The following is a 23,029-nucleotide window of genomic DNA, read 5'->3' as shown; positions in this document are numbered from 1 at the left end:
GCCGGGCGGCAGGCCCGATCAGAACGACCGAGGCCCGATCAGAACGACCGCACCGGCGTCCTGACGACCTGTCCGGCGTGCGCGAACCCGCCGCCGAAGCCGAACAGCAGCGCGGGGACGCCCTCGGGCAGGTCGCCACGCGCCCATGCCTTCGACAACCCGAGCGGCACGCTGGCGGCCGAGGTGTTCCCGGACTCGACGACGTCGCGGATGACGAACTTCGACTCCCCGCCGAGTGCGGTGACGAGCGGCTCGATGATCCGCAGATTCGCCTGGTGGAACGCGAACACCTCGATGTCGTCCATGGTGAGCCCGGCGGCCTCGACAACCTTGCGGGCGTGCCCCTCGGCCTCGGTGATGGCCCAGCGGTAGATTGATCGGCCCTCCTGGTTGAACCGACCCGGCGACCCCTCGACCCGCACCGCGTCGAGCAGGTGCGGCACGCTGCCCCACGAGACGGGCCCGATCTCGGGGACGTCGGCGGCGCCGAGCACGGCAGCTCCGGCTCCGTCGCCGACGAGCACGCAGGTCGACCGGTCGGTCCAGTCGGCGATGGCGGAGAGGGTCTCGGACCCGATGACGAGCGCGACGTCGGTGGACCCGACACGGATCGATTGGTCGGCGAGGGCGAGCGCGTACTCGAACCCGCTGCACGCGGTGTTGATGTCGATCGGCGCCGGGCCGTTCGTCATGCCCAGGGCGGCGGCGACGCGACCGGCGGTGTAGGGCGCACGGTCCTGGTGCGTGGTGGAGGCGACGATGACGAGTCCGACGGCCGAGGGCGACACACCGGCGTCGGCGAGGGCGTTGCGGCCCGCTTCGATCGCCATCGACGTGACGGTGTCGTCCGGCCCGGCGATGTGGCGGGTCTGGATCCCGGTCCGGGTACGGATCCACTCGTCGTTGGTGTCGACCATGGTCGAGAGCTCGTCGTTGGTCAGGATGCGTTCGGGCTGGTGGTGACCGAACCCGAGGATCCGGCTGCCACGGAGTGCTGGGGTGTTCACCGTCGTCACGGTACTCCTCCCCTGAACCAGAACATGCCCCCGACGGCATGCGGCGGCGCAGCGACGCAGGGACGCAGCACCGCGCCCAGCACTACAGCGACCCAGCATGCAGAACCGGTACTCCCAGGGCCTGGCAGGGTGCCCCTCGGAGCGCGTAGACCGGAGTCATGGACTACACACACCTCGGACGGACAGGGCTGTCGGTTTCACGAGCAGTGCTCGGCACGATGAACTTCGGCCCGGAGACCACTGAAGACGACTCGCACGCCATCATGGACCGGGCCCACGAGCTCGGCGTCAACTTCTTCGACACCGCCAACGGCTATGGCGGCTCGGTGGGCAAGGGTGCCACCGAGGAGATCATCGGCCGCTGGTTCGCGAAGGGCGGCGGCCGTCGCGAGAAGACGGTCCTGGCGACCAAGGTCTACGGCGACATGATCGACTGGCCGAACGGCGGCAAGCTCAGCGCGTTCAACATCCGCCAGTCGCTCGACGCCAGCCTGCAGCGCCTGCAGACGGACCACATCGACCTGTACCAGTTCCACCACGTCGATCGTGCGACCCCGTGGGACGAGATCTGGCAGGCGATCGACGTCGCCGTGCAGCAGGGCAAGGTCCTGTACGTCGGGTCGTCGAACTTCGCCGGCTGGCACATCGCCCAGGCGCAGGAGGCCGCGAAGCGCCGCCACACCTTCGGCCTGGTGAGCGAGCAGTCGATCTACAACCTCGTGGTGCGCGACATCGAGCGCGAGGTCCTGCCCGCCGCCCGCGAGTACGGCCTCGGCGTCATCCCGTGGTCGCCGCTGCAGGGCGGTCTGCTCGGTGGTGTCATCGAGAAGACCGAGAACGGCTCCCGCCGTCTGTCGGGTCGGAGCGCGGAGTACGTCGAGGGGCACCGCGACCAGCTCACGGCCTACGAGTCGTTCGCCAAGGAGCTCGGCCACACGCCCGGCGAGATCGCCCTCGCGTGGCTCCTCCACCAGCCCGGTGTGACCGCGCCGATCACCGGTCCCCGCACGATGGAGCAGTGGGAGTCCGCGGTCCGCGCCGTCGACATCCGCCTGGACCAGCGTGCGCTGGACCGGCTCGACGAGATCTTCCCGGGGCACAAGACCTCACCGGAGGACTACGCCTGGTGAGCTGACGGAACGGGCCGGAACCACGGCCCGCGATCAGGGCCACGGACGGGAGGCACGGTGCGCGTCGGACGCGCACCGTGCCTCCCGTCCGCCGTTGCGACCACCGCACGTGGCGAGCCGTCAGGACGACGCACGCCCGTCAGAGTGCTGCGATCTCCGCGTCCGTCAGCCCGGCCCAGCGCAGGTACGCGGTGACGCTGCCCCACCGCGCCTCGACGTGCTGGATCACGGTGGTCATGGTCTCCGGCACGCACCGTTGCGCGACGGCGGTGGCCTCGGGGTCGGTACTGACCGCACGCTCTGCGGCGAACCGATCGGCCAGCCCGGCAGCGCTGGCGGCGTAGTCGTCGCCGACGGCCTCGATCGACGCACCCCAGAATCGGGCGAGCAGTCCGCTGACGACGCCGGTGCGGTCCTTGCCGGCGGAGCAGCAGACGAGCACGTCGCCGTCGGACCGGGCGATGGCGCGGAACGCGGCGGCGATCCCGGTGCGGTGGCGCTCGAGCCAGTCGATGTACTGCTCCTCGAGCTGCACGGCCTGGGCGCCGGACTCGACGGTCGACGGGTCGAACAGCGGGACGAGCCGGTAGCCGTCGGTTGTGCCGAGCGGGTGCGGGACGCGGGCGACCTCGTCGTCACGGCGCAGGTCGACCACGGCCGCGAGTCCGTGCGGGTAGGCGTCGGCACCGACGCGTTCGGTGTTGGCGCGGTACACGGCGCGGGAGCGGGCGTCCTGCAGGCCCGGCCCCCCGACCTCGCGCAGGTTGGTGAGGGTCGACGTCGTCGTCATGCCGTCAACCCTGCCAGACGACAGACCGCACGACGACGGGCCCCGCGCTTGCTGTGTGCGCGGGGCCCGTCGTCGTGCGGGTGGTGCTGGTGGAGCTGGTGTCTGCTGGCTAGCGGACCGAGACCGGCGAGTCGTCGGTCTGCTCGTAGAGGACGTAGCCCTCTTCGCCGTGGACCGCGGTGTCGATACCGGCGACCTCGTCCTCGGTCTTGACGCGGAAGCCGATCGTCTTCTCGATGAGGAAGCCGATGACGAACGCCAGGACGAAGGAGTAGATGCCGACGGCCAGGGCCGCGGTGGCCTGCTTGCCGAGCTGCTCGAACGAACCGGAGTAGATCAGGCCGGTGTCGTTGGCGAAGAAGCCCAGGTACAGCGTGCCGACGATGCCGCCGACCAGGTGGACACCGACGACGTCGAGCGAGTCGTCGAAGCCGAGACGGTACTTCCAGTCGATCGCGAAGCAGCAGATGATGCCGGCGACGAAGCCGAGCAGGATGCCCCAGCCCGGGGTCAGGTTGGCACATGCCGGGGTGATCGCGACGAGCCCGGTGACGGCACCCGAGGCGGCGCCGACCGAGGTGGCCTTGCCGTCCTTGAGCTTCTCGACGAGCAGCCAACCGAGGATGGCGGCGGCCGGAGCGGCGAGGGTGTTGACCCAGGCGATCGCGGCGATGCCGTCAGCAGCGCCCTCGGAGCCGGCGTTGAAGCCGAACCAGCCGAACCACAGGATGGCGGCACCGAGCAGGACGAAGGGCGGGTTGTGCGGCTTGTGCGCACCCTTGGCGAAGCCGACGCGCTTGCCGAGGACGAGCGCCAGGGCGAGACCTGCTGCACCGGCGTTGATGTGCACCGCGGTGCCACCGGCGAAGTCGATGACGCCCCACGTGGCGGCCCAGCCCGAGGTCAGGTTGAAGACCCACGAGGCGACCGGGAAGTAGACGACGGTGACCCAGATGCCGGCGAAGACCATCCACGCGCCGAACTTGGCGCGGTCGGCGATCGCACCGGAGATGAGGGCGACCGTGATGATCGCGAACGTGGCCTGGAAGCCGACGAACGCCATCGACGGGTACGCCGCCTGGATGTTCGAGGACTGCGCCTCCTCGAAGGCCTGGCCGAGACCGATCTGGTTCCAGTCGATGCTGAAGAACCCGACCACACCGGAGACCGCCGTGCCGTCACCGTGGTTGGCGAAGGCGATCGCGTAGCCGTAGAGCACCCACAGGACGCTCACGAGTGCGATCGCACCGAACGACATCATCATCATGCTGATGACGGACTTGGCCTTCACCAAGCCGCCGTAGAAGAAGGCCAGGCCGGGTGTCATGAACAACACCAGCGCCGCCATGACCAACACGAACGTCGTGTTGCCCTGATCAAGCATCTGTTCACCTCTCGATTGCACGAGCGGCTCTTGGACCGCCTCGGGTGACACCGAGTCTGGCGAGGTGACGTTTCACGAGGGGGCACGATGTGTTTCGCGGATGTAACGCGACGGCGCGGTTTGTAAACGTCGTGTTTCGCACGGCCCGATGCCCCCTGGACAGGGGGTGCACCGACCGGTCAGCGGATCCCCCGGGCGGTGGTCGTCAGTCCTGGGCGCGGCTCAGGGCCACGACACGGCTCGCTGCGCGCAGGTACTTCTTGCGGTAGCCGCCGTCGAGCATGGCGTCGGGGTACACCTGGTCGAGCGGCGTGCCCGAGGCCACGATCCGGACCTGGGCGTCGTACAGCCGGTCGACGAGCGCCACCCACCGGAGCGCGTCGGTCTGGTCCGTGAACGCCCGGACGTCGGTGAGCCCGACGGCGTCGAGGTCCTCGATGAGCGCGACGTACTTCGACGGGTGCACCGAACCGAGGTGCGCGATCACGGCCGAGAAGTCGTCGAGCGTGACGGTGCCGGACGGCAGGGCCGCGGCCACGTCGGACACCACACCCGCCGACTCGTCGACCGCGCGGCGGCGGTAGTCGAGCCCGTCGATCCGCATGGTGTCGAACCGGTCGGACATCGCCTGGATCTCCCGCAGGAAGTCCTGGGCCGCGAACCGTCCCTCGCCGAGCGCGCCCGGAGGTGTGTTCGAGGTGGCGGCGAAGCGGGTGCCGGTCTCGGTCAACTCCTTGATCAGGCGGGTCATGACCATGGTGTCGCCCGGGTCGTCGAGCTCGAACTCGTCGATGCACACCAGCGCGGTCCCCCGCAGCAGGTCGACCGTGCCCTGGAACCCGAGCGCGCCGACCAGCGCCGTGTACTCGATGAACGTGCCGAACGTCTTCCGCCCGGAGGCCGCGTGGTATGCCGCGGCGAGCAGGTGGGTCTTGCCGACACCGAACCCGCCGTCCAGGTAGACGCCCGACTTCGCAGCGGGCTCGACCGGCTGCTTGCGGCGGCCGAACAGGCCGCGACGGGGCGCTTCGGTCGGCCCGGCCGCGACGAACGCGGCGACGGCGTCGCGCACGTCGGCCTGCGAGGCGTAGTCCGGGTCCGGGCGGTACGAGTCGAACGAGGCGGCCGCGAACTGGGGCGGTGGCACCAGTGCCGCGGCCATCTGCTGCGGGGTCACCTGGGGGTCACGGTCGACGAGGTGCGCTGGCGCGGTGTTCGTGGACAATCAGGAACCCTTCCGGGAAGCAAGTCGTGCGGTGTCACGTTGCGGCTGGGGCACGGTACGTCCGCGTACCGTTGCCCACAGGCACCGACGACCGATCCTAGTCCGGTGCCGGATGACCACCTGGAGGTAGCCCACCATGACCGCACCGGTCGACCCGTCCGAGAAGTTCACCGCCTACGCTCACCCGGAGCGTCTCGTCTCCACCGAGTGGCTGCAGGAACAACTGGACGCCCACACCCCCGACCTGGTCGTCGTCGAGTCCGACGAGGACGTCCTGCTCTACGAGACCGGACACATCCCCGGCGCGGTCAAGATCGACTGGCACACCGACCTCAACGACCCGGTGCAGCGCGACTACATCGACGGCGAGGCGTTCGCCGAACTGCTCGGCAGCAAGGGCATCGGCCGCGAGACCACCGTCGTGCTCTACGGCGACAAGAACAACTGGTGGGCCGCCTACGCCCTCTGGGTCTTCTCGCTGTTCGGCCACGAGGACGTCCGCCTGCTCGACGGCGGCCGTGCGAAGTGGATCGCCGAGGACCGCGCCCTCACCACCGAGGAGACCGTCGTCACGCCGGCCGAGTACCCGGTCGTCGACCGGATCGACACCGAGATCCGTGCCTACAAGGACGACGTGCTCGCCCACCTCGGCAAGCCCCTCATCGACGTGCGCAGCCCGGGCGAGTACGACGGTTCCCGAACCACCGCGCCCGACTACCCGGAAGAGGGTGCACTGCGCGGCGGCCACGTCCCCACCGCGGTGAACATCCCGTGGGCGACCGCCGCCGCACCGGACGGCACCTTCAAGCCGCGCGCCGAACTCGACGCCATCTACCGCGAGGGCGCCGGCATCGGCGACGCTGACGAGGTCATCGCGTACTGCCGCATCGGCGAGCGGTCGAGCCACACCTGGTTCGTCCTGCAGCACCTGCTCGGCTACGACAGCGTCCGCAACTACGACGGCTCGTGGACCGAGTGGGGCAGCGCCGTCCGCGTCCCGATCGTGCAGGGCGCGGAGCCGGGTACAGTTCCGAACCGATGAACGACAGCACCGAGGCCACCCTCCCCGCCACCCTCGCCGAGATCCGCGACGACTTCCTCGCCCTGGGCCAGAAGGACCGCCTGCAGCTCCTCCTCGAGTTCTCGAACGAGTTGCCCGCGCTGCCCGAACGGTTGCAGGGGCACGAGGACGAACTCGAACGGGTCGAGGAGTGCCAGTCCCCCGTGTTCATCACGGTGACCGTGGGCGAGGACGGCGACGCACCCGACGTCGTCCGCATGCACGCCACCGCCCCGCGCGAGGCGCCGACCACGCGCGGCTTCGCCTCCATCCTGGCGCAGGGCCTGAGCGGCTTGACGGCAGCGCAGGTGCTCGCCGTGCCGGCGGACTACCCGTTGACGATCGGCCTGTCCGAGGCGGTCAGCCCGCTGCGGATCCGCGGCATGGTGGGCATGCTCGGACGCGTGCAGCGTCAGGTGCAGGCTGCGGTGTCGTAGACGCGACCTTCTGACAGACGGGAGGCCCGTGGCGGATCCGCCACGGGCCTCCCGTCCATCTCCCCCTCGGCACGCATGCCGTCCTCTGGAATTTCAGTCCGGACCCGTGCCAGGATGGTGCGGTCAGCACCAGGGGGGGAATGACGATGGCGAAGATCCACGGGAACGATCCGACCGGCTACTCGTACAGCGCGGCGGATGCGCTCAAGTCGGCTTCGACGGCGCTTGCGTCGTCGATCGGCGGCCAGTCCGGGTCGCGATCGCCATCGGTGACGACTGCGCGTGCGGAGTTCCGGGGCTACTTCTCCGAGGTCTTCGCGGACAACGCCGACATCGCCTCGCGCAGCGCGACGAAGCTCGTCGAGTCGCTGCAGAGCCTGTCGGGCTTCGTGCAGCAGCTCCGCGACGCCGCGAAGGACGAGGACGACCGGCGGAAGCAGGCGAAGGAGTGGACCGCCCGCAAGCGTGAACGCGAGGAGAACCTCCTCGTCGCCGCAGGACACGAGATCTCGACGTGGTTCGGCGGGGGCGACGACCCGAAGCCGCCGGAGCCCGAGCCGGAGCCACGACTGCAGGCGGACGAGGTCAGCGTCACGGGGCGGGAGTTCCCGGCGGGCGGCGGGACCAGCGGTGGGACGTCGTCCGCCGTCCCCGCGGACCTCCGCTCCTTCGAGGCGACCACCCGGACGCTCGACGCCGATCTGTCCGGCGCCGTCTCGACGTTCCGGAACGCCCTGAGCGACTACGAGGCCGAGTGCAACCCGTGCTGGGGCACCCTGAACGCCCAGTCGCTGCTGACCGCGGTGAACGACTGGCTCACGGCGAACGGGAAGGACGCCGACTGGGCGGGCACCGTCGCAGCGCAGTTCGAGGCCGCCGGTGGCGGTGCCGGGCCTGCGACGCTGTCGGACGCGGCGATCGCGGCCGCGCTGTCCTCGGCGGGGATCGACGCCGGTCGGGACGACTTCACCATCGGGCCGTTCTCGGCGATGGGGACGCCCCCGACCAACGGGTTCGCCGACGACCCGGTCAACACGGCCACCGGCAACTTCCTCGAGCCCGAGACCGACCTGTCCTTCGCGGGGCAGGCCGCGTCGCTCCGGCTCACCCGCATGTACAACTCACTCGACGGCCGCGTCGGGGTGTTCGGACTCGGGTGGTCCTCGATCCTCGACATCCGGCTCGAGATCAGCGACGAGGCCGCCTCGGTCGTGCTGGACGACGGCCGGCAGGTCGACTTCCCGCGGCAGGGGGACGGGTGGAGCCGCGGCGTCGGCGAGGACCTGTGGCTCCGGGCCGAGCAGGACTCGCTCGTCGTGCGGGACAAAGCCGGCGGTCGGTGGGCGTTCACGCCGTCCGGACTGTGGCTGAGCAGTGCGCGTGGAGCGGGCACCGCCGTGACCGTGCGCCGCGACGAGCACGATCGGATCACGCGGCTCGCGCACGTGTTCGGGCGGTTCGTCGACATCGAGTACAGCGGCGACCGGGTGGCGTCCGTGACGGCGTCGGATGGGCGCCGCGTCGAGTACCACTACGACGACGGCCGCCGGCTGGTCCGGGCGACCGACGCCGTCGGCAGCCGCCGGTACCGCTGGAACCCGGACGGCCTGATCGACCGGGTGACCGCTGCGACGGGGGTCGTCGAGTGCGAGAACACCTACGACGACCGCGGCCGGGTCGTCGAGCAGCGCACACCGTTCGGTCGACGGGTCCGGTTCTCGTACCTGCCCGGTCGGGTCACCTCGGTCTCCGACGTCGACGGGAACCACGCGAACACCTGGATCGCTGACCGGAAGGGCCGCGTCGTCGGGATCATCGACGCCGACGGGCAGCGCCAGTCGATGTCGTACGACCCGCACGGCAACCTCGTCTCGGTGACCGAGCGCGATGGTCAGGTGACCGTCCACGGGTACGACGACCGCGGGCGTCGGGTCCGGACCGTGACGCCGGAGGGCGCCGATCTGACCTTCGGGTACGACGAGCAGGACCGCATGACCACGGTGGTCACCGCGAACGGCGGGGTCGTCGAGTACGAGTACACGGGCGACGACCGGAACCCCTCCGTCATCACCGATCCCGTCGGCGGTCGCACGCTGCTCGAGTGGCGGGACGGCCTGCTCGTGGGGACGACCGATCCGATGGGCGTCGTCGTCTCCTTCCACCACGACGCGTCCGGTGAGCTCATCGGGGTCGAGAACGCCGTCGGCGACACCGCGCAGTTGGTCCGCGACCCCGGAGGCCGGATCATCGAGGCGGTCACACCGCTCGGCCACCGGACCCGGTACCGCTACGACGCCGCCGGACTGCTCACCGCACGCGAGGACCCGGACGGGGGACTGTGGCGGTTCGAGCACGGCGACGGCGGTCGGGTCACGGCGACGATCGACCCGACCGGTGCCCGCACGGAAGTCACCCACGGTCCACACGGCGAGGTCGTGTCCACCACGGACCCCCTCGGTCGCGTCGTCACAAAGGACTTCGACGCGTTCGGCAACGTGTCGACGATGACCCTGCCCGACGGTGCCGAGTGGGCGTTCGTGCACGACGCGCTCTCCCGGCTCGAAGCCGTGGTCGACCCGGCCGGTGGCACCTGGGAGCGGGAGTACGACGCGGTCGGAGCCCTCGGCGCCACCGTCGACCCGACCGGTGTCCGCACCGAGGTCGGGCGCTCGCGCGCCGACGGCGTCTCCACGGTCCGCGACGCCTTCGACGCCGTCTCCGTGACGACCGACGAGTTCGGGCGTCCGACCCGGCTCGAGCACGCGGATTCCTCTGCTGAGCTGACGACGTACGACGCGTGTGGCCGCCCGGTCGAGCTCGTCGACGCGAACGGTGGCCTCACCCGCATCGAACGTGACCTCGCCGGACGCGTCGTCGCCGTCACCACCCCGGCGGGCCGCACCACCCGGTACGAGTACGACGCGTGCGGCCGACCTGTCTCCGCGATCGATCCCGCCGGCGCACGCACCACGCTGACCTACGACGCCGATTCACGGGTCGTCGCGCGCACCCTGCCGACCGGCGAGGTCGCACGCACCGAGTACGACCGCCAGGGCCGGGTCGTCCACGCCGACGTCCCCGGGGTCGGCACCGTCCGGTACCGGTACGACCGGGTCGGTCGCGTGGTCTCGGCGCGGGACACCCGCTTCGGCCAGCGGACCTTCCGGTACGACGCCGCAGGACAGCTCGTCGCCGCGGTGAACGGTCTCGGGGGTACGACCCGCTACGAGTACGACCAGCGTGGGCGCCTCGTCCGCACCGTCGATCCGCTGGGCGGGGTGACCGTCCGCACGTACACGCAGCTCGACAAGGTGGCCTCGTCCACGGATCAGCTCGGGCGCACGACCACCGCGACCTACGACGCCGCCGGACGGCAGCTCACCCAGACCGATCCGGACGGCACCGTGCTGCGGTGGGAGTACGACGCAGCCGGTCGGGAATCCGCGCAGTACGCCGACGACCGTCTGATCGGCCGCATCGACCGCGATGCCCGCGCCCGCACGGTGACGATCACCGACGAGACCCGTCCGGGCTCCCCCACTGCACACGTCCTCGAGTTCAGCCGGCTGGGGCAGCTCGTCCGACGCTCGACCGGCGCCCGCGAAACGCGGTGGACCCACGATGCCGACGGGCTCCGCACCTCGGTGCAGTCCCCCGACGGGTCCGCGACCCGGTACGCGCACGACGCCACCGGACGGGTCGTCCGGGTCGAGCACTCGGTCTTCGGCGAGGTCCGGTACGAACACGACCCGGCAGGCCGGCTCCTGCAGGCCCGCGCCGGCGATCAGTTGCAGACCTGGGAGTACGCGAACGGACACGTCGTCCGACACACGCGCATCGACTCGGACGGCACGCACCTCAGCACCATCGGGCGCGACGCCGACGGGCGCATCACCCGGGTCGATGGACCCGGCGGGAGCACCACCTACGAGCACGACGATGCCGCGCAGCTGGTGGCGTCCGTCCAGGACGGCAGTCGCACGGGCTGGGTCTACGACGCAGCGGGTCGCCTGGTCGAGGAACGAACGGACTCCGGGGCCCGACGGTTCTCGTACGACGCCGCCGGACAGCTGACCAGGGTCGACGCTCCGGACGGGGTGCCCGAGGCGGAGTACGCCTACGACGGCGCTGGTCGTCGGGTGGAGGCGCTCCGAGCCGACGGGGTGACGACCACGTACGGCTGGACCCCGCAGGGTCACCTCACCGCGGTGGCGGAGGCCACCGCGGCAGGCACCACCACGACCGACCTGCACGTCGACGCCCTCGGTGAACTCGCCGATGTCGACGGCATCCCGATCGCTTGGGACACCGCCGCGTTCGCGCCGACGCTCCTCGCTGTCGGCGACACCCCGGTCGTCCGCGCTCCCGGTGGTCTCACCGGGGTGGGCGACGGGTGGGCAACCAGCGGTCGGCGCACGACGAGAGCAGCCGACGACGCCGACCCGTGGCAGACGCTCATCGACCTCGGCGGTTCCGGCCTGCCCGGCGGGATCGCGCTCGGCGCCGACGGTTCGCTGCAGGTCGCCGGCTTGGAGTGGATGGGTGCCCGCGCGTACGACTCGTCGTCGCGCGGCTTCCTGTCCATCGACCCGGTCAGCGCGCCCGCCGGAGCAGCCTGGGCAGGCAACCCCTACTCGTTCGCCGGCAACGATCCGCTGCACGCCATCGACCCGCTCGGTCTCGCGCCCGTTACCGACGCGGAACTGGAGGCCTACGCGGCGGCCGAACAGGGTCCGCTCGCCCGGGCCGCTGCGGCCACCGGTGACTGGTTCGCGGACAACTGGGAGTACGTCGCCGGCGGCGCGATGGTCGTCGCGGGCGGTGTGCTTCTCGCCACCGGCGTCGGCGGTCCGGTCGGCATGATGCTCATCAGCGCCGGTGCCGACACCATCATCCAGAAGGCCACGACCGGCGAGGTGAACTGGGGCCAGGTCGCCGTCAGCGGGGCATTCGGTGCGGTCGGCGGTGGTGCCGGTGCCCTGATCGGGAAGCACCTGCTGGGCAACGCCGCAGAGGGCGCGGTCGAGAACGTCGCGAACTACGCCGTGAGCGGCCAGCCGGTGACCCCCGGTGGCCTGCTCCGGAACGCTGCCGAGGGTGCCGCGACGTCGGCGGCCACCGGCGGCACGATGTCGAAAGTGCACCTGCCGACCGCGGTGAACAGGCTTTCCGACGTCGCTCCTTTACCTCCGACAGGACTCGGTGAGCGCGCCCAGCGAATTGCAGACAAGGTTCTCGAAGATCCGAACAAGATGGGGCACATCTTCGACAAGAAGGAACACGGACTTGATCCGCTCGTCGACTCGATGGGAGGGAAGCGTCCGGTCATCGAGGCCGTTGCCCATCACCTCGACAAAAAAGATCTACCCCCCGGCAAATTTGTTGAAGATGTACCGATAAGCGACGCTACTGTTCGCGTACGTGGATCCAATGTAGAGGACACCCCTCGTGTCGGTACAATGTTCATCCCAAGGGACACACCTTGAAGATTGGGGCAACATGAAGACAGAAGACGAATCACGTCTGCACGATCTCGTCCGCACTTGCTTGGATCACCTACTCCTACCTGAATCAGGACCATTGCAGGACCAAGCGCAAGCAATTCGAGGATTCCGAGCGACTGGTCCACGGATCTGGCAGATAGACCTTGACGACTCACCCGCCGTCAGCTTGCCGGACCAGCCCCTTCCGATCGAAGCCTCTTATGCAGATGAATCTTCTGAAGTTGTAGGCGAAGTTCTTATCTGGACGAAGAACGGGAGGATTGACAGTCTAGAGCTTCCGTGGTTCACGGATTTGATGCCAAGAAACATTCCCAGCGCTCAACAACTGCTATTTGACGAATGATTTCCAGCGTCTTCAAGCGGAGGACAAGGCGAGGTTGAATCGGATCCGATGCTGCGACTTTTTACCCGTGAATCTGAACAGGGCGATAGCGGGTGGTTCGACCTCGCCGACGTCGTGTCCTCCCTTCATCTGCCGCAGCTTTCATGGACGGCCGAGGACATATTCGTGAACGTGTCGAGAGATCCCGGACTGGACGTTGCCGAACTGGAGCAGCTCTCGAGCGCGCCCCACTTGCCCAATCCGGTGCTCGACAATGCCTCGTTCATGCGACTCACCGAAACCACGCAGCAGTTCATCGATGGTGAGTTCGTCGGATTCAACCCATCCGAAGTCGGTGATATCGACAGAGCAGTCATCCGCCTCGACATGAGTGACGGCTCGTTGTGGACGATCATCATCGACACAGATCGGGTCGTGATTCGGGACGGATTTGCCCGGGCATTCGGGCCGGGAACGCGAGTGCCGGCGATGACCACCCGCACCACCGGGCCTTCGACCGAAATGCCACCGTGAACACCGCACGGTCGCGAGCCTTGAGCAGAAACAGAGCAACCGGCCCACGAGAACGAAACGTGCTCTCTTGAGTCCACCGGTCCACGCGGGGATGGCTCCCCATCCGTGAACAGCATCACCCGTCAGGGTCGAGTTGCCCATCGGAGTTGGGGCGAAGCTCCCCCGCGATCGCACTTGTGACGTGTGCAACCAAAGCCTGAAAGGACCACGTTGAGTTCACAGCAACAGATCTACCCAGTTGCGGTCGGTGACGTCTTCACCGTGCCGCTCGATGACAGCAAGGTGGTGCTCGGACAGGTGATCGGCAAGTACACGAAGGCGCTCTACGTCATCATCTTCGACCTCGTCGCGCCCGTCAGGTCAGTGCAGACCCTCCACTTCAGCGACGTGACGGCAGCGACTCCCCTTCTCGCGCGGATGACGTTGGATGCGCGATTCCGACCGGGCATGTGGCAGATCGTGGGCAACAGCATTCCCGATCATCGCCGGTTCCTGCCCGCGTTCAGCCACGGATCGGAGGACTACGACGGTGTGCACGTCACGAACTTCGACGGGTCGAGGATGCGGAGGGCGACGGCTGACGATGCCCGCCGTGTTCCGCATCTGACCGTCGACTCCCCGATGGTCGTGGAGAAAGCGGTTCGTGCCCACCACGGCTTGGAACCGTGGCGGCCGGTGTACGACGACCTCCGGTACCGCCCCACTCCGACGTCATGGGAACTCTTCGGAGAATCTCGATCTGCTCGAGCAGACTCAGCGAGGGCAGCTCCTGAACAGCAATCCGTACAAGGGAACGATCATGGTCGCTGACACCGCTGACCCCACCGGGGGCGCGATGACCGTCGAGCGCGCGGGCACGCTCGACCTCATAGGCGTCGACTTCCGGCTTGAGCTGGGGTTCGGCAACGGCTACCGCGTCCAGCTCGAATCCGAGTGCACCGTCACCGACCGGTCCGGAAGCACCGCGGTCGTCGATCCCGAAAGCAAGGACGCACTGGCCCCGATCCTGCGGCTGTTCGGTGTCGAGCTCGTTCGGAGTTCGACCGAGAACGGCGTACTGACGCTGATCTTCGACGGCGGGGACACCCTCGTCGCCGGTCCCGATGCCGAGTTCGAGTCCTGGCAGGTCTCCGGGCCGGAGGGTCGCCCGGCCCGCACCGAGCCGCCGACCGGAAGCACGAGCACGGGCACGGAAGGAGATCGAGGATGAGCGGCGTTCCGCGCCAGCCCTTCGCGCTGGACATCGCCGGCGACACCGTCGACCTCATCAGCATCGGACCAGACGTGACGATCCGCTTCTCGAGCGGTGCTTCGCTCCGGTTCGAGACCGACTTCGCGCTGACAGGCTCTGACGGGGAGCACGCGTTCCTCGATCCCGGCGACAAACCGTCCCTGCTCGACCTCCTTGCCCTGCACAACAAGGTCGTCTCGGACGGTGCAGTCACGGGCGCGCGGATCGCCATCCGGTTCGCCTCGGGTGAGTTGCTCGAGGGCTGGTCGAACCGCCGAGGTCCGTCCTGGCACTACAGCGAACCGGGGCGCGCACGGGTCGACATCGACGTCCTGCCCGACGGCGAGGTCCGGTACCGACAGGGCCCGTCGTCCGCGGAGATCCGACGGTGACGGACGCGCCCCCGGCCATCTCGATCCACCATCTCCGAGCGGTCACCGATGAATCGACCGTGGAGCTCCCGGACCGTGTCGTCGAGGTCCTCGCCACTGTCGGGCCGGACACGGATGTGCTCGTCTCCGACGTGTCCGCACGCTCGTTCGCAGCGGTCATCCGGCGGACCTACTCGAAGCAGGAGCCGAACCTCGCGCCGTTCATCGACCCACTCGAAGCCCTCGGCGACGAGCTCGTCCTGACCTGTCAGGTAGAGCACGCCGACGAACTCGTGACGGTCGTGTTGCGCGCGACGGACCGAACGCTCGTGGCGGCCACGGCGATCGACCGATCCATCGGACTCGTCCACATCACCGTCCAGGAGCTGTGCTCGCGCCTGCGCACATCAGACGCCCCGGGGGCCGAACTGGCGCTCGAGGTGGCATCGCAGTGCGCGGCCGAGGAACGGCTCCGTGTCTTCGATCAGGGCGCGCTGGCGACGGCACGGACCTTCCTGACGAAGTACACGATGGCCGCCGAGAAGGGCTTCGACGTCCGCGGACTCGACGAGTTCGCCCGTGCGCTCGTGCCGCTCGGCGACGAACAGCCGCGGTTCTGCATCGTGCAGGCTGACACATGGGTCGGATTCACGGCGTTCACGCCCGGCAGGACCGACGTCCTCGCTGCCATGAGCGTGGGCGGCCTCTCGCCCCAGACCGAGACGACCGAGGAGAACGGATGACCACGACAGTGCCGGGCGACCTGGGGATGGTCACCTACCGGATCGCCGCTGCTCGCATCGTGCTGCCCGACCTGGTGCAGTTCTTCTCAGAGCTCGAAACATCAGAGCTCGATTCACCAGAGCTCGTCTGGGTCCTCACGACCCTGTACGCCGTCACGTCCCCTGACAAGCCGGTCCAAGCGCTCCCACTCGAACGCCGCGTCGACGCGGCGGCGGAACCCGGGCTCATCCTGAGCCATGCCGAGGCGATGGAGATCGCTGACAGCATGCGGCAGCTCATCGACGGCGAGTTCCTCGGCTACCTCCCCGGCTCGGACCTGACCGACGAGTCGAACCTGGTCGTCCGGATCGACGCGTTCGACAGTGGCGAATGGACCGTGACGGTCCGACCGCCGCTCACGACGATGAGCGATGCCTTCGACCGGACGCACGGCCCAGCGCAGCTCGGCCGACCGGCGACTCGTCTCGAGGAGTTCGGGCCGCGACAGCAGACGACGAACGGAACGAATGCCGGACCACCCGCTTCGTGAGCAGGAATGGTCGGGTGTCGGACGGTGACCCGACCATTTCTGCTCACGATGCGACCGAACGGACGCAAGGACGGACGGGAGGCGCGGTGCCAGCTGGAACCGCGCCTCCCGTCCGCCCTTCGGTCCCGTCTACCGCGCGCTGGCCGCCCCGCGCCGCTGGACGACCTCGGTGAGCCACGCGAGGATCCGGGCGTCGAACCAGTCGGCGTCGTGGTTCCAGAGCTTGGTGTGCCGGGCCGTGGTCTGCACCTCGAGCCGTACCAGGTCGGGTCGGGCGCGTGCCAGGTCGTGCGACGCGGAGGACGGCACGAAGCCGTCGTCGTCGCTGTGCAGGAGCAGGATCGGCACCGTGAGCTCGGCGGACCGGGTGACCATGTCGAGCTCGCGCAGGTCGACGGGTCGCTGCAGCCCCGCCAACCGGTGGAGCACCGGCGTGCGGAGCAGGCGCTGCGCGACCTTGCGGACCGGGCGCGGCAACCCCATGAGCTGGCTCTGCGACTTGAGCACGGCGTGCCAGTCGACGACGGGCGACTCGAGCACCACGCCGTCGACGAGCCCGGCGAAGCGTGAGCGCAACAGGGTCTGGAGCACGACGGCACCGCCCATCGACCAGCCCATCAGCACGACGCTCTGCGCGTTCTGGGCGCTGAGCCAGCGGAGGACGGAGTCGATGTCCTCCCACTCGGTGCTGCCGAGGCCGTAGCGGCCGTCCATGCTCGGCGGTGCGACGCCGTCGTTCCGCCACGATGCGAGCACGACCGAGTAGCCGGCGGCGCGGAAGACCGGGACGGCGCGGATGGTCTCGGCGCGGGTGACGCCGCGCCCGTGCACCAGGACAGCCCACGGGGCGTCCGGGTCGTCGGCGCGGACGACCCAGGCGGGTGCGGGCCCGTTCGGGGTCGGGATGTCGATGTCTTCGACGGGCACGTCGAGCTCGCCGGGGGTCAGGTAGAACCAGCCGCCCCAGCGGCCGCGGCGTGCAGCGGTCGGGTCGCCAGCGTCGATCGCGATGATGCGGCGCGTGACGGTGGTGTCGGTGGCGCCGAGGACCTCACCGACGCGCATGTGCCCGGTGCCGGCGCCGAACCAGAGGGAGTAGCGGCCCTGCAGCTCGGTGTCGGCGGTCCGCTCGATGGTCACGGTCATCCGGACCGGGTCCACGGCGTGGATAGGGACGCGTTCGGTGCGCTTGCGGTCCGGGGTGACGACGGCGCGGGCGACGGCGGCGACGAAGCCGCCGATGACGGCCGTTCCCACGGCGGCGGCGGCCAGACCGGCGCCGAGTGCGATGAACCCGGCCGATCGTGCGGTCTCCTGGACGGCGTCCTCGGCGGGTCGCGCGGATCGGGACATGGCCCGGAGCCTAGTCTGCATGTGTGTCCGAAACCCGAGAGCCCGACGCCTTCGCGCGGCTCCGCGCGTTCGTGTCCTCTGGCAGCAGCCGTTCCGAGACCACCGTCACCGAGATCCCCTCGCCCACGCGGATCGCACCGTTCTCGATCGCCCTGGCGGCGGACGTGTCCGGCACCGCGCACGGCGTCGAGTCGGACCTCGGCACCGGGCGCTTCATCGCCCTGTACGACCCCGAAGAACCCGAGGGCTGGGGCGGTGCCTTCCGGGTCGTCTCGTTCGCCCAGGCGCCGCTCGAACCCGAGATCGGTGTCGACGAGTTCGTCGCCGACGTCACGTGGAGCTGGCTCGTCGACGCGCTCGAGACGCACGGCGCCGAGTACGACCACGCCTCGGGCACGGCCACCAAGATCATCTCGCGCGGGTACGGCGACCTCGCCGCACAGGGCGACGGCGCCCAGCTGGAACTCCGCGCATCGTGGACGCCGCGCGGTGACGACCTCACCGCGCACGTCCGGGCATGGCAGGACATCGTCGCCATGCTCGCCGGTCTGCCTCCTGCCTCGGACGGCGTGACCCTGTTGGCCCCGAGGAGGCTCGCCAAGTGACCGACCCCGTCAGTTCGACCCCCGGTGCACCGGACCCCGCGTTCGAGGACTCGCACGAGGCCGTCAAGGTCATCGAGTCGCGCGACGACTACCTGGCCGCCGTCGCGGCGATCGCTGCGGGTCACGGCCCCGTCGCCGTCGACGCCGAGCGCGCCAGCGGCTACCGCTACTCGCAGCGCGCCTACCTGATCCAGGTGTTCCGCCGCGGTGCCGGCGCGTTCCTGTTCGACCCGATCCCGATCGGCGACTTCTCCGAGCTGCAGGCGGCCATCGTCGACGAGGAGTGGCTCTTCCACGCCGCGTCGCAGGACCTGCCGTGCCTGCAGGAGGTCGGCCTCGTCCCGACCCGCATCTTCGACACCGAACTCGGCGCACGCATCGCCGGGTTCCCCCGGGTCGGGCTCGGTGCCGTCGTCGAGCAGCTGCTCGGGATCACGCTCGCCAAGGCGCACTCGGCGGCCGACTGGTCGACCCGACCGCTGCCGCAGTCGTGGCTCGTGTACGCATCGCTCGACGTCGAACTCCTGCCGGACCTGCGCGACGCCCTCGCCGCGAAGCTCGACGAGGCCGGCAAGTCCCGCATCGCGGAGGAGGAGTTCGACGCGGTGCTGCACCGCGCCCCGAAGCCCGTCCGCGCCGAGCCGTGGCGCCGACTGTCCGGCATGCACGCGCTCCGTGGCGCCCGCGCGCTCGCGATCGCCCGGTCGCTCTGGCTCGCCCGCGACGAGTACGCCCGCGCGGCCGACATCGCTCCCGGGCGCACCATCCCCGACGCCGCCATCGTCGCAGCGGCGGCGGCCGCACCCGCGTCGCGCGCCGAGCTCGGCGGGCTGAAGGCGTTCACCGGCCGGGCCAGCCGGTCCGAGCTCGACCGCTGGTGGGCCGCGGTGGACGAGGGCCGGACGACCGAGGACCTGCCGAAGCTCCGCGGATCCGGCGAGGCCACACTCCCGCCGCCCCGCGCCTGGGCCGACCGCAATCCCGCGGCCGACCGCCGGTACAAGGCCGCCCGTGCTGCGGTGACGAAGCGGTCCGAGGAGCTCGACATCCCGCTCGAGAACCTGCTCACCCCGGAGACCCTCCGGGTGGTGTCGTGGGCACCGCCGTCGCCACCGTCGACCGAGCTGGTCGGGGCTGCCCTCGCCTCGCACGAGGCCCGTCCGTGGCAGGTGGAGGAACTGGCCTCGGTCATCGCCTCGGCCTTTGTCGCTGCTGCACAGCAGCCCGCGGCGACGGATGATGTCGAGTCGTAGGAACCGCCCAACCGGCATGCGGCCGCCCAGCCTGGGGGCATAGCGTCGGGAGCGTCGCCGGGCGAGGCCCGGCCGGCCGGAGCGATGAGCGTTCCGGCCCGATCGAAGAGGATCTGGGAGGCCCGGATTGCCAAAGGCATCAGACGTCGTGTTCGTGGACGGAGTACGGACGCCGTTCGGACGAGCCGGCGAGAAGGGGGTGTTCTGGAAGACCCGGTCCGACGACCTCGCGGTGCACGCGATGCGCGGACTGCTCGACCGGAACGCCTCGCTCGACACCGCAGCGGTGGACGACGTCGCCGTCGCGGCGACCACGCAACAGGGTGACCAGGGGCTGACCCTCGGCCGCACCGTCGGCATGCTGGCCGGCCTGCCGAAGTCGGTTCCGGGGTACGCGATCGACCGCATGTGCGCCGGTGCCATGACGAGTGTCACGACGCTCGCGGGAGCCATCGCCTTCGGTGCCGCGGACATCGCGATCGCCGGCGGCGTCGAGCACATGGGACGCCACCCGATGGGCTTCAACTCCGACCCGAACCCGCGGTTCATCGCCGAGCGCATGGTGTCCAGCGATGCACTGGTGATGGGCTCCACCGCCGAGCGCCTGCACGATCGCTTCCCGGCGATCACGAAGGACCGCACGGACGCCTACGCCGTCCAGTCGCAGCAGCGCTACGCCGCCGCCTGGGCAGCCGGCAAGCTGCAGCCGGACATCATCCCGGTCGAGGTGAACAAGGGCGACGGCTGGGACGTCGTCAGCACCGACGAGCCGCCGCGTCCGGGCACCACGCTCGAGGCCCTGGCCGCGCTGAAGACCCCGTTCCGTCCGCACGGGCGCGTCACCGCCGGCAACGCCGCCGGCCTCAACGACGGCGCGACGATGAGCCTGCTCGCCTCGGCCGAAGGCGCCAAGGAGCACGGCCTGCCCACGAAGATGCGGATGGTCTCGTTCGCCTTCGCCGGCGTCGAGCCCGAGGTCATGGGCGTCGGACCGGTCCCCGCCACCGACAAGGCGCTGTCGAAGGCCGGCCTGTCCATCGACGACATCGGCCTGTTCGAGATCAACGAGGCGTTCGCCGTGCAGGTGCTCGCGTTCCTCGACAACTACGGCATCGCCCAGGACTCCGCGAACGTCAACGCGTGGGGCGGCGCGATCGCCGTCGGCCACCCGCTGGCATCGAGCGGTGTCCGCCTGATGACGCAGCTCGCGGCGCAGTTCGCCGAGCGTCCGGACGTCCAGTACGGCATCACCACGATGTGCATCGGGCTCGGGCAGGGCGGCACCGTCATCTGGGAGAACCCCGGTTTCAGCAAGTCCGCAGCACGTTCGGCTCGGAAGGGGGCATGAGCATGACCACCGTCGACACGGACCGTCTGTCCGAACTCAGCGAGGACGAGGTCGTCACGCACTCGTTCGTCAAGCACGTCACGATGGCCTCCGGCGGCACACTGGCACTCATCACGCTCGACAACGGCAAGGACTACAAGCGCCCGAACACCCTCGGGCCGCGCACGCTCCGCGAACTCTCCGGGGTGCTCGACACCCTGAAGACCGAGGCGACCGCCGGCACGATCCAGGGCGTCGCGATCACCGGCAAGGAGTACTGCTTCGCTGCCGGTGCCGACCTGTCGCAGGCGGCGTCCGTGCCGTCGCGGGACGTGGCGCACGACCTCGCGGCCCTCGGCCACGCCACCCTCCGCAAGCTGTCCGACCTCGGCGTGCCGTCGTTCGCGTTCATCAACGGCATCGCCCTCGGCGGCGGGCTCGAGATCGGACTGCACTGCACCTACCGGGTGTTCTCGTCCGCGGCGCAGGGCATCGGCCTGCCCGAGGTCTTCCTCGGCATCATCCCGGGCTGGGGCGGCGCGACACTGCTCCCCCGCCTGATCGGTCCGGAGCGCGCGCTGCGGGTCATCGTGGAGAACCCCCTCAAGAACAACCGCCTGATGGACGGAGCGGCCGCGGTCGAGATCGGCATCGGCGACGCGCTGATCCCGTCGGTGACGTTCCTGCCGTCGGCAGTCGCGTGGGCCGACGGCGTCATCGCCGGTCGCGTGTCGGTCAAGCGGCCCAACGAACCGGGCATGCTCGAGAAGGCTGCCTGGGGCACGGTCGTCAAGGTCGCCCGTGGGCAGGTCGCGTCGAAGATCGGGACGGTGCCGAAGTCGCCGTTCCGCGCGCTTGACCTCGTCGCCGCCGCTCGCGGCGGTTCCCTGGACGAACGGTTCGCCGACGAGGACGACGCCCTCGCCGACCTGCTCTCCGGTGACCAGTTCGCCGCATCGATGTACGCGTTCGACCTGGTGCAGAAGCGTGCGAAGAAGCCCGTCGGTGCTCCGGAGGGCGTCGAGCCGAAGAAGATCACGAAGGTCGGCGTCCTCGGCGCTGGTCTCATGGCCTCGCAGTTCGCGCTGCTGTTCGCCCGACGACTCGGCGTCCCCGTCGTGATCACGGATGTCGACCAGTCCCGCGTCGACGCCGGTGTGGAGCGGATCCGCGGTGAGGTCGGCAAGCTGCTCGAGAAGGGGCGGATCTCCCCCGACGACGCGAACCGCATCACCGCACTCGTCAGCGGGTCGGTGTCGTACGACGCCTTCGCCGACGCCGACTGGGTGATCGAGGCCGTCTTCGAGGAGATGAGCGTCAAGCAAGAGGTCTTCCGGAAGATCGAGCAGGTCATCGCGCCGGACGCCATCCTCGCCACCAACACCTCGTCGTTGTCCGTCTCCGAGATGGGCTCGGTGCTGTCCGACCCGTCGCGCCTGGTCGGGTTCCACTTCTTCAACCCGGTCGCCGTGATGCCGTTGCTCGAGGTCGTCCGCACCGCCGACACCTCCGACGAGACGCTCGTCACGGCACTCGCCGTCGCGAAGACCCTCAAGAAGACGGCGATCATCACGGCCGACCAGCCGGGCTTCGTCGTCAACCGGGTGCTCGCACGGGTCCTCGGTGAGGCGATGCGCGGCGTCGAGCAGGGCACCTCGTTCGACGTCGTGGCGGCCGGTGCCGCGCCGCTCGGACTGCCGATGTCGCCGTTCGAGCTGCTCGAACTCGTCGGTCTGCCGGTCGGAGCGCACGTGCTCGACTCGCACCACGCTGCCTGGCCGGAGCGCTTCTACCCCGGTGACGGGCTGAAGAAGATCGCCGAGTACGGGAAGATCCTGACCCGCGACAAGAAGGGCAACGCGACCGGGTACGACCCCGCCGCCGTCAAGCTCGTCGCGCCGTCGAAGAAGGACGCGAAGCCCGTCGACGCTGCCGCGATGCAGCAGCGCTTCGAGGACGCCCTGGCCGACGAGCTGCACCGCATGCTCGAGGACGAGGTCGTCCAGCACGTCGAGGAGATCGACCTCGGCCTGATCCTCGGTGCGGGCTACCCGTTCCAGGCCGGTGGGATCAGCCCCTACCTCGACCGCAGTGGGGCGTCCGAGCGCGTCTTCGGTGGGAGCTTCCACGACCCGCTGATCGTCGGCCCGGCTTCCCGCTAGCCGGCGCGAGTCCCGCGCCTCCACAGGACCGCCTGGTTCCGCAAAACACCGG

19 protein-coding genes are annotated in these 23,029 nt (G+C 69.7%); 14 read left to right on the top strand and 5 right to left on the bottom strand.

Annotated features, from left to right (window positions below; genetic code table 11):
- Positions 1-38: 38 nt before the first annotated feature.
- Entirely contained in the window at positions 39-1,007 is a 969-nt protein-coding gene (locus EDF51_RS01985) for a beta-ketoacyl-ACP synthase 3 (protein WP_132100472.1), read from the bottom strand.
- A 167-nt stretch (positions 1,008-1,174) separates the two neighbouring features.
- Here EDF51_RS01985 and EDF51_RS01980 point away from each other — a divergent pair, with 167 nt between their 5' ends.
- Positions 1,175-2,146 carry an aldo/keto reductase gene (locus tag EDF51_RS01980; protein ID WP_134193727.1) on the top strand — a complete coding sequence of 324 codons (972 nt, stop codon included), beginning with the start codon at positions 1,175-1,177 and terminating at the stop codon, positions 2,144-2,146.
- A 139-nt stretch (positions 2,147-2,285) separates the two neighbouring features.
- Here the strand turns inward: EDF51_RS01980 and EDF51_RS01975 are convergent, their stop codons facing one another.
- The 3 genes from EDF51_RS01975 to zapE form a co-directional block, all read right to left on the bottom strand.
- A complete protein-coding gene (locus EDF51_RS01975) occupies positions 2,286-2,936 on the bottom strand; it encodes a tyrosine-protein phosphatase (RefSeq protein ID WP_134193725.1) in 651 nt (216 codons plus the stop codon).
- 109 nt (positions 2,937-3,045) lie between these two features.
- Positions 3,046-4,320 carry an ammonium transporter gene (locus tag EDF51_RS01970; protein ID WP_111086361.1) on the bottom strand — a complete coding sequence of 425 codons (1,275 nt, stop codon included), beginning with the start codon at positions 4,318-4,320 and terminating at the stop codon, positions 3,046-3,048.
- Between the two features lie 205 nt (positions 4,321-4,525).
- A complete protein-coding gene (gene zapE, locus EDF51_RS01965; protein ID WP_134193723.1) occupies positions 4,526-5,545 on the bottom strand; it encodes a cell division protein ZapE in 1,020 nt (339 codons plus the stop codon).
- Between the two features lie 136 nt (positions 5,546-5,681).
- Between zapE and EDF51_RS01960 the strand changes: the two genes are divergently transcribed.
- The 9 genes from EDF51_RS01960 to EDF51_RS01920 all read left to right on the top strand — a co-directional run bounded on the left by EDF51_RS01960 (position 5,682) and on the right by EDF51_RS01920 (position 16,277).
- Positions 5,682-6,587 carry a sulfurtransferase gene (locus EDF51_RS01960; protein WP_131846882.1) on the top strand — a complete coding sequence of 302 codons (906 nt, stop codon included), beginning with the start codon at positions 5,682-5,684 and terminating at the stop codon, positions 6,585-6,587.
- Entirely contained in the window at positions 6,584-7,042 is a 459-nt protein-coding gene (locus tag EDF51_RS01955) for a SufE family protein (RefSeq protein ID WP_111086363.1), read from the top strand. The genes EDF51_RS01960 and EDF51_RS01955 overlap by 4 nt, the downstream gene beginning before the upstream one ends.
- 146 nt (positions 7,043-7,188) lie before the next feature.
- Entirely contained in the window at positions 7,189-12,528 is a 5,340-nt protein-coding gene (locus EDF51_RS01950; protein ID WP_134193721.1) for a DUF6531 domain-containing protein, read from the top strand.
- Positions 12,529-12,937: 409 nt separating this feature from the next.
- A complete protein-coding gene (locus tag EDF51_RS01945; protein WP_134193719.1) occupies positions 12,938-13,402 on the top strand; it encodes a hypothetical protein in 465 nt (154 codons plus the stop codon).
- 210 nt (positions 13,403-13,612) lie between these two features.
- Positions 13,613-14,212, top strand: a complete 600-nt coding sequence (locus EDF51_RS01940; protein WP_165901458.1) for an Imm26 family immunity protein — start codon at positions 13,613-13,615, stop codon at positions 14,210-14,212.
- Complete coding sequence (locus tag EDF51_RS01935; protein WP_134193717.1) at positions 14,202-14,612, top strand: DUF6188 family protein; 411 nt, start codon at positions 14,202-14,204, stop codon at positions 14,610-14,612. Before EDF51_RS01940 ends, EDF51_RS01935 begins: the two co-directional genes overlap by 11 nt.
- Positions 14,609-15,025, top strand: a complete 417-nt coding sequence (locus EDF51_RS01930) for a DUF6188 family protein (protein WP_134193716.1) — start codon at positions 14,609-14,611, stop codon at positions 15,023-15,025. The genes EDF51_RS01935 and EDF51_RS01930 overlap by 4 nt, the downstream gene beginning before the upstream one ends.
- Positions 15,026-15,084: 59 nt before the next feature.
- Complete coding sequence (locus tag EDF51_RS01925) at positions 15,085-15,747, top strand: hypothetical protein (protein ID WP_134193714.1); 663 nt, start codon at positions 15,085-15,087, stop codon at positions 15,745-15,747.
- On the top strand, positions 15,744-16,277 hold the full coding sequence (locus tag EDF51_RS01920) for a hypothetical protein (protein WP_134193712.1): 534 nt from the start codon (positions 15,744-15,746) through the stop codon (positions 16,275-16,277). The genes EDF51_RS01925 and EDF51_RS01920 overlap by 4 nt, the downstream gene beginning before the upstream one ends.
- A 129-nt stretch (positions 16,278-16,406) precedes the next feature.
- Here EDF51_RS01920 and EDF51_RS01915 read toward each other — a convergent pair whose 3' ends face one another.
- Complete coding sequence (locus EDF51_RS01915; RefSeq protein ID WP_166673480.1) at positions 16,407-17,630, bottom strand: alpha/beta fold hydrolase; 1,224 nt, start codon at positions 17,628-17,630, stop codon at positions 16,407-16,409.
- Between the two features lie 23 nt (positions 17,631-17,653).
- Here EDF51_RS01915 and EDF51_RS01910 point away from each other — a divergent pair, with 23 nt between their 5' ends.
- From EDF51_RS01910 to EDF51_RS01895, 4 genes are all read left to right on the top strand, one after another.
- Positions 17,654-18,235, top strand: coding sequence for a DUF3000 domain-containing protein (locus EDF51_RS01910; protein ID WP_123312757.1), 582 nt, complete (start codon positions 17,654-17,656; stop codon positions 18,233-18,235).
- Positions 18,236-18,306: 71 nt separating this feature from the next.
- Positions 18,307-19,488 carry an HRDC domain-containing protein gene (locus EDF51_RS01905; protein WP_131846915.1) on the top strand — a complete coding sequence of 394 codons (1,182 nt, stop codon included), beginning with the start codon at positions 18,307-18,309 and terminating at the stop codon, positions 19,486-19,488.
- A 127-nt stretch (positions 19,489-19,615) separates the two neighbouring features.
- The gene (locus EDF51_RS01900; protein ID WP_134193708.1) at positions 19,616-20,836 is read left to right on the top strand and encodes a thiolase family protein; all 1,221 of its coding nucleotides are present in this window, start codon (positions 19,616-19,618) and stop codon (positions 20,834-20,836) included.
- On the top strand, positions 20,833-22,977 hold the full coding sequence (locus EDF51_RS01895; RefSeq protein WP_134193706.1) for a 3-hydroxyacyl-CoA dehydrogenase NAD-binding domain-containing protein: 2,145 nt from the start codon (positions 20,833-20,835) through the stop codon (positions 22,975-22,977). The genes EDF51_RS01900 and EDF51_RS01895 overlap by 4 nt, the downstream gene beginning before the upstream one ends.
- The last annotated feature ends 52 nt before the right edge of the window (positions 22,978-23,029 follow it).

Origin of the sequence: Curtobacterium sp. PhB25 (assembly GCF_004365375.1) — a bacterium.
Taxonomy (GTDB): Bacteria; Actinomycetota; Actinomycetes; order Actinomycetales; family Microbacteriaceae; genus Curtobacterium.
This window is presented reverse-complemented; position numbering and strand designations above follow the sequence as displayed.

What these genes read in the sequence shown, in the direction of transcription:
- EDF51_RS01980 (WP_134193727.1), top strand. Translation starts at nt 1,175, where the DNA reads ATGGACTACACACACCTCGGACGGACAGGGCTGTCGGTTTCACGAGCA.
- EDF51_RS01975 (WP_134193725.1), bottom strand. Translation starts at nt 2,936, where the DNA reads ATGACGACGACGTCGACCCTCACCAACCTGCGCGAGGTCGGGGGGCCG.
- EDF51_RS01970 (WP_111086361.1), bottom strand. Translation starts at nt 4,320, where the DNA reads ATGCTTGATCAGGGCAACACGACGTTCGTGTTGGTCATGGCGGCGCTG.
- EDF51_RS01960 (WP_131846882.1), top strand. Translation starts at nt 5,682, where the DNA reads ATGACCGCACCGGTCGACCCGTCCGAGAAGTTCACCGCCTACGCTCAC.
- EDF51_RS01955 (WP_111086363.1), top strand. Translation starts at nt 6,584, where the DNA reads ATGAACGACAGCACCGAGGCCACCCTCCCCGCCACCCTCGCCGAGATC.
- EDF51_RS01950 (WP_134193721.1), top strand. Translation starts at nt 7,189, where the DNA reads ATGGCGAAGATCCACGGGAACGATCCGACCGGCTACTCGTACAGCGCG.
- EDF51_RS01945 (WP_134193719.1), top strand. Translation starts at nt 12,938, where the DNA reads ATGCTGCGACTTTTTACCCGTGAATCTGAACAGGGCGATAGCGGGTGG.
- EDF51_RS01935 (WP_134193717.1), top strand. Translation starts at nt 14,202, where the DNA reads ATGGTCGCTGACACCGCTGACCCCACCGGGGGCGCGATGACCGTCGAG.
- EDF51_RS01930 (WP_134193716.1), top strand. Translation starts at nt 14,609, where the DNA reads ATGAGCGGCGTTCCGCGCCAGCCCTTCGCGCTGGACATCGCCGGCGAC.
- EDF51_RS01920 (WP_134193712.1), top strand. Translation starts at nt 15,744, where the DNA reads ATGACCACGACAGTGCCGGGCGACCTGGGGATGGTCACCTACCGGATC.
- EDF51_RS01915 (WP_166673480.1), bottom strand. Translation starts at nt 17,630, where the DNA reads ATGTCCCGATCCGCGCGACCCGCCGAGGACGCCGTCCAGGAGACCGCA.
- EDF51_RS01895 (WP_134193706.1), top strand. Translation starts at nt 20,833, where the DNA reads ATGAGCATGACCACCGTCGACACGGACCGTCTGTCCGAACTCAGCGAG.